The organism is Amycolatopsis thermalba, from assembly GCF_003385215.1.
Classification (GTDB): Bacteria; Actinomycetota; Actinomycetes; order Mycobacteriales; family Pseudonocardiaceae; genus Amycolatopsis_E; species Amycolatopsis_E thermalba.
The window spans coordinates 1-4312 of the sequence record NZ_PQHW01000192.1 but is presented as its reverse complement, the minus strand read 5'-3'; the positions used below and the strand labels follow the sequence as shown (position 1 = coordinate 4312).

Here is a 4312-nt window from a genome sequence, read left to right as displayed (position 1 = left end):
CGACATCCGCGCATGGATCGAGACCTGGAACAACGAACCACGGCCCTACGTCTGGACCAAGACCGCCGACCAGATCCTTGACTCCATCGCACGCTACTGCACGCGAATTAATAACTCAGGACACTAGCACGGCTCAGCCTGCTCGGCTCCCTCCGCACAACTCGCCTCCGTACGCCTCGCCTTCGCACGGCTGGCCTCCGGAGGACTCGCCCTCGTACGGCTCGGCTTCATACGGCTGGCCTTCGGACGGCTCGCCCTCGTACGGCTGGCCTTCCGATGGCTCGCCTTCGTGCGGCTCGCCTTCGCATGGCTCAACTTCGCGCGGCTCGGCGTCGCGCGGCTGGTCTTCGCACAGCTCGGCCTTGCGCCGCTCTCCCCGCAGGGCTCAGCTGGCCTTCGCACGGTTGGCCTTCGCGCTGCTCGCCCTCACACCGCTCGCCTTCGGATGCCTCGCATTCGGACGGCTCGTCCTCGTACGGCTCGGCCCGCACGCGGCCTTGCACGGCGCGGCCTCGTACGGCCGGCCTTCGCGCGGCTCGGGCTTCGGCGACTGACCTTCGCGAGGCTTGGCCTGTAGAGCTTGGCCTGTACGGCTCGGACGGCACCACGCAGCCTGCACGGATCGCACTCGCCCCGCACAGCCTGCACGGCTGGCTTTCGTACTGCTCGGCTAAGCATGGCTTGCCCTTGCACGCCTCGGCCTCGTGGGCTCGGGCAGCACGGTTCAGCCTGCATCGCTCGGCGTGCACGGGTTCGGCCGGGACCTCGCCTAGGCACGGTTCGGCCGACGCCGCGGGGCTTGGACCGCTCAGCATGCATGACTCGGGTGGTTCCTCAGGAGGCCGCGCAGGCGGCGCCCCGGAGGCAGCACTCGGGCGGACTCGTCGCCCTGCACGGCTCTGCCTGTACCTCTCGGGGTGGGTCCTCACCGGCCCCGCTTAGGTGGCACCCCTCGGAGGCGCCCGTGCGGCCGACGCTCCTCGGCCGGTTCCACTCTGGCCGCACTGGCACCGCTCAGGCAGTGCCGTTGCGGCAGCGCCCTTCGGGCGGTGCCGGTCGGGCGGCACGGGTGCGGCCGGTGCCCCCGGCAGTGCCGGTGCGGCCAGCGCACTTCGGGCAGGACCCCACGGGCGGTGCCGGTACGGCCGGTGCCACTCGGGCGGCGCCACTCGGGCGGCGCCGATACGGTCGGCACCCCTCCGGTAGTGCAGGTGTGGTCGGCGCCCTTCGGGCGGCCCCTTCGCCCGGCCCGGTCGGCCGGTACCACTCGGCCGGTGCAGCTTGGGGCACCGCGCGGGGCGTATCGAGGCGTAGCCCCTCAGGCGTAGCCTCCTGAGTGGTGCTTGTCGTGGTCGCTCCCGAAGTGTCCCTCCGATGATGTCCGCCGAGTTGCCCCACGGCGCGACGCAACTGGTAGTCCCCGCGCGGTGTCTTCGGGCAGTGTCCACCGAAGATGCTCCCGGTGGCGCCCCGGGAAAGAACGCCCACGTGAACCCCCAGGCCCCTCGCCAGGTGGCCATCGGCGCTTGTCGTCAGTGCTGCTCGTCTAGGCAGGTTGCCGTCACCTCTGCCTCGGGCTGCCCCGAGACGCCTTCTCACCTCGTGGAAGCGGCTCGCACCAAGGTCTCCGCCGCGGCCTTCGCTCTGTCGGCCGCACCGGGGTCGCCGGTGATGCCCGCGATCACCGTCGCGCCTTCGAGTAGCGCGAAGATCTGGTCGCCGAGCTCGTCGGAACCGGCCACGGTCCGCAGGTAATCCCGCACCAGGTCCTTGTGCTCCCGCACCACCCGCGCGACCCCCGGCGCCCCCTCCCCGAGCTCGCCGAAGGAGTTGATGAACGCACACCCCCGGAAATCGTCCTCGCTGAACCACTGCCGCAGCCAGTCGAACACCGCCGGCACCGCCTCGGCCGGTGGCTGGGCCCCGACGTACTCCGCGAGCGACCTGCGCCACCGCTCATCCCGGCGGCGCAGGTAGGCCTCGACGAGGTCGCTCTTCGCCGGGAAGCACTGGTACAACCGCTTCAGCGACACGCCCGACCCCGACCGGATCGCGTCCATGCCCACCGCCTGGATACCCCGCGCGTAGAACAGCTCCTCAGCCGTGTCGAGCAGCTTCGCCCGTGCTTCGTCGTGGTCCATCACACCCGGTCCTTGCGTGGAGAACGTTCGTTCTCTAGGGTAGCGCACCAGTGGAGAACGCTCGTTCTCCGAACGTGGAGGAGCCCCCGTGTCCGACCGCCCGCCGTTCCCGCCCTTCGACGAGACCACCGCCGCCCAGAAGGTCCAGGCCGCCGAGGACGCCTGGAACACCAGGGACCCGGAAAAGGTCGCGCCGGCCTACACCCCGGACTCGGTCTGGCGAAACCGCGACCAGCACGTCATCGGCCGCGACGCGATCGTCGAGTTCCTGCGCCGGAAGTGGGGTCGCGAACTGGACTACGCGCTGCGCAAGGAACTGTGGGGCTTTCGCGGCAGCCGGATCGCCGTGCGCTTCCAGTACGAATGCCGCGACGCCGGTGGCCAGTGGTGGCGCAGCTACGGCAACGAACTCTGGGAATTCACGGAGAACGGCCTGATGCGCCGCCGCGAGGCGAGCATCAACGACACCCCGATCACCGAATCCGAGCGCCGCAACTTCGGCCCCCGCTCAGAAGCCGAGCGCGGCCAGCCGCTCCCGGTGTTCTGACCGCCCGGACTCGATCGGCGCGGCCGTGTGCGAACCGGCCGTCCACTTCGTACGTGCGGTGGCCTGCCCGCGCAACGCCGCCTCTCGGCGAGTGGTTCACCGACCCAGTTGCCGAACGGCCGCGGGCGGCCTTGCGCCCACGAACCGCTCAGCGGGCGGACTTCCTTGTGCCGGCGGCAGTTCCGCGTGCGGCGCGCTGGCGAGTGGCGGGCTTCGCGGCCACGGTCGGCGGCTCGGGGTTCAGCACGTTGCCCGTCGGGATCTTCGGGCGTCCCAGCTCGCCGTGGTCGCGGATGCGTGCCTTGCGGTAGACCTCCGCGGTCGTCGCCGCGATGCGGGCCCAGTCGAAGTCGTCGGCGAGGCGGGCCTGCGCCGTCCGCGCGCGGCTCTCCGCGGCCTCGCGGTCCCGCAGCACCGAGTTCACCGCCGCCGTCAGCGCGGCCACGTCCCCGGGCGCGAACGACAGTCCGGTGACCCCGTCGACGACGACCTCGCCCAGCCCACCGGCCGTCGAAGCCACCAGTGGCGCGCGCGCGGCCGCCGCTTCCAGCGCGACGATCCCGAACGGCTCGTACCGGCTCGGCAGCACGACCGCGTCCGCCGCCGCCAGCACCGCCCGCAACTCGCGGTCCCGCAGGTGCCCGGCGAACTCGACCGCGTGCTGCATCCGCATCCGCCGCACCTGCTTGACCAGCTCGTCCAGGTGCCGCCCCCGCCCGGCGACCACCAGCCGCGTCCCGCGATGCGCGCGCCGGATCTTCGGCAGCGCCGACACCAGGTCCTGGACGCCCTTCTCCCACTCCAGACGCCCGAAGAACAACAGCAGCGGCTCACCACCCGGCGCGTACTTCTCCCGCGCCCGCGCGACCTCGTCCGCCGCGACCTGCCAGCCGCGTTCCTCGATGCCGTTGTGGATGACCGTGATGTCCTCCGCCGACACCTCGAACAGCTTCGCGACCTCGGCGCGCATCGCCTGTGAGCACGTGATCAGCGCGTCCGACCGGTTCGCCAGCCACCACTCCACGGAGTGCACCTGCTGGTTCAACGGCTGCGACAGCCACCCCGAGTGCCGGCCGGCCTCGGTCGCGTGGATCGTCCCGACCAGGGGCCGCCGGAGCGCGCCCGCCAGGCTGATCGCCGGGTGCGCCACGAGCCAGTCGTGGGCGTGCACGACGTCCGGCTGCCACGACCGCGCCAGCTCGAGCCCCGCGCGCGCCATGCCGTGGCCCATCGCCAGGGTCCACGCCACGAGGTCCCGCTCGAACGTCACGTGCATCGGATCCTCGGCGACGCGGATGATGCGCACGCCTTCGACCACCAGATCCGTCGTGGGGTGCGTGTGCGCGTCGGTGCCGGCCGGATGCCGCGAGAGGACCACGACCTCGTGCCCGTCCCGGACGAGATGCCGGGCCAGCGCGTGCACGTGACGGGCCAGCCCGCCGACCACGACGGGCGGGTACTCCCAGGACAGCATCAGCACGCGCATGACAGGAGGTTACTCACTGGTCAACTAAGAACTGAACCGCCCGAAGACCCCGTATGTTCGGGAGTGATCTCGATCACAAGGTGCGGGGCTGGGGGGATGGGGTGCGGTCTATTATACAATTCGGACGTGGCCGAAGAA

3 protein-coding genes and 1 pseudogene are annotated in these 4312 nt (G+C 71.3%); 2 read left to right on the top strand and 2 right to left on the bottom strand.

Translation table 11 applies throughout. The features are described from left to right. Positions 1 to 127: pseudogene (locus D0D15_RS35355) on the top strand (IS630 family transposase); the annotation flags it as partial. A 1468-nt stretch (positions 128 to 1595) separates the two neighbouring features. Here D0D15_RS35355 and D0D15_RS35350 read toward each other — a convergent pair. After that, complete coding sequence (locus D0D15_RS35350) at positions 1596 to 2141, bottom strand: TetR/AcrR family transcriptional regulator (RefSeq protein ID WP_094007448.1); 546 nt, start codon at positions 2139 to 2141, stop codon at positions 1596 to 1598. Between the two features lie 88 nt (positions 2142 to 2229). On the opposite strand from D0D15_RS35350, the gene D0D15_RS35345 reads away from it, so the two are divergent. Next, positions 2230 to 2688: a nuclear transport factor 2 family protein gene (locus D0D15_RS35345; RefSeq protein WP_094007447.1), complete on the top strand. Its 459-nt coding sequence runs from the start codon at positions 2230 to 2232 to the stop codon at positions 2686 to 2688. A 148-nt stretch (positions 2689 to 2836) separates the two neighbouring features. On the opposite strand, the gene D0D15_RS35340 is transcribed toward D0D15_RS35345, so the two are convergent. Continuing rightward, positions 2837 to 4174, bottom strand: coding sequence for a glycosyltransferase family 4 protein (locus D0D15_RS35340; RefSeq protein ID WP_233157413.1), 1338 nt, complete (start codon positions 4172 to 4174; stop codon positions 2837 to 2839). Positions 4175 to 4312 lie beyond the last annotated feature (138 nt).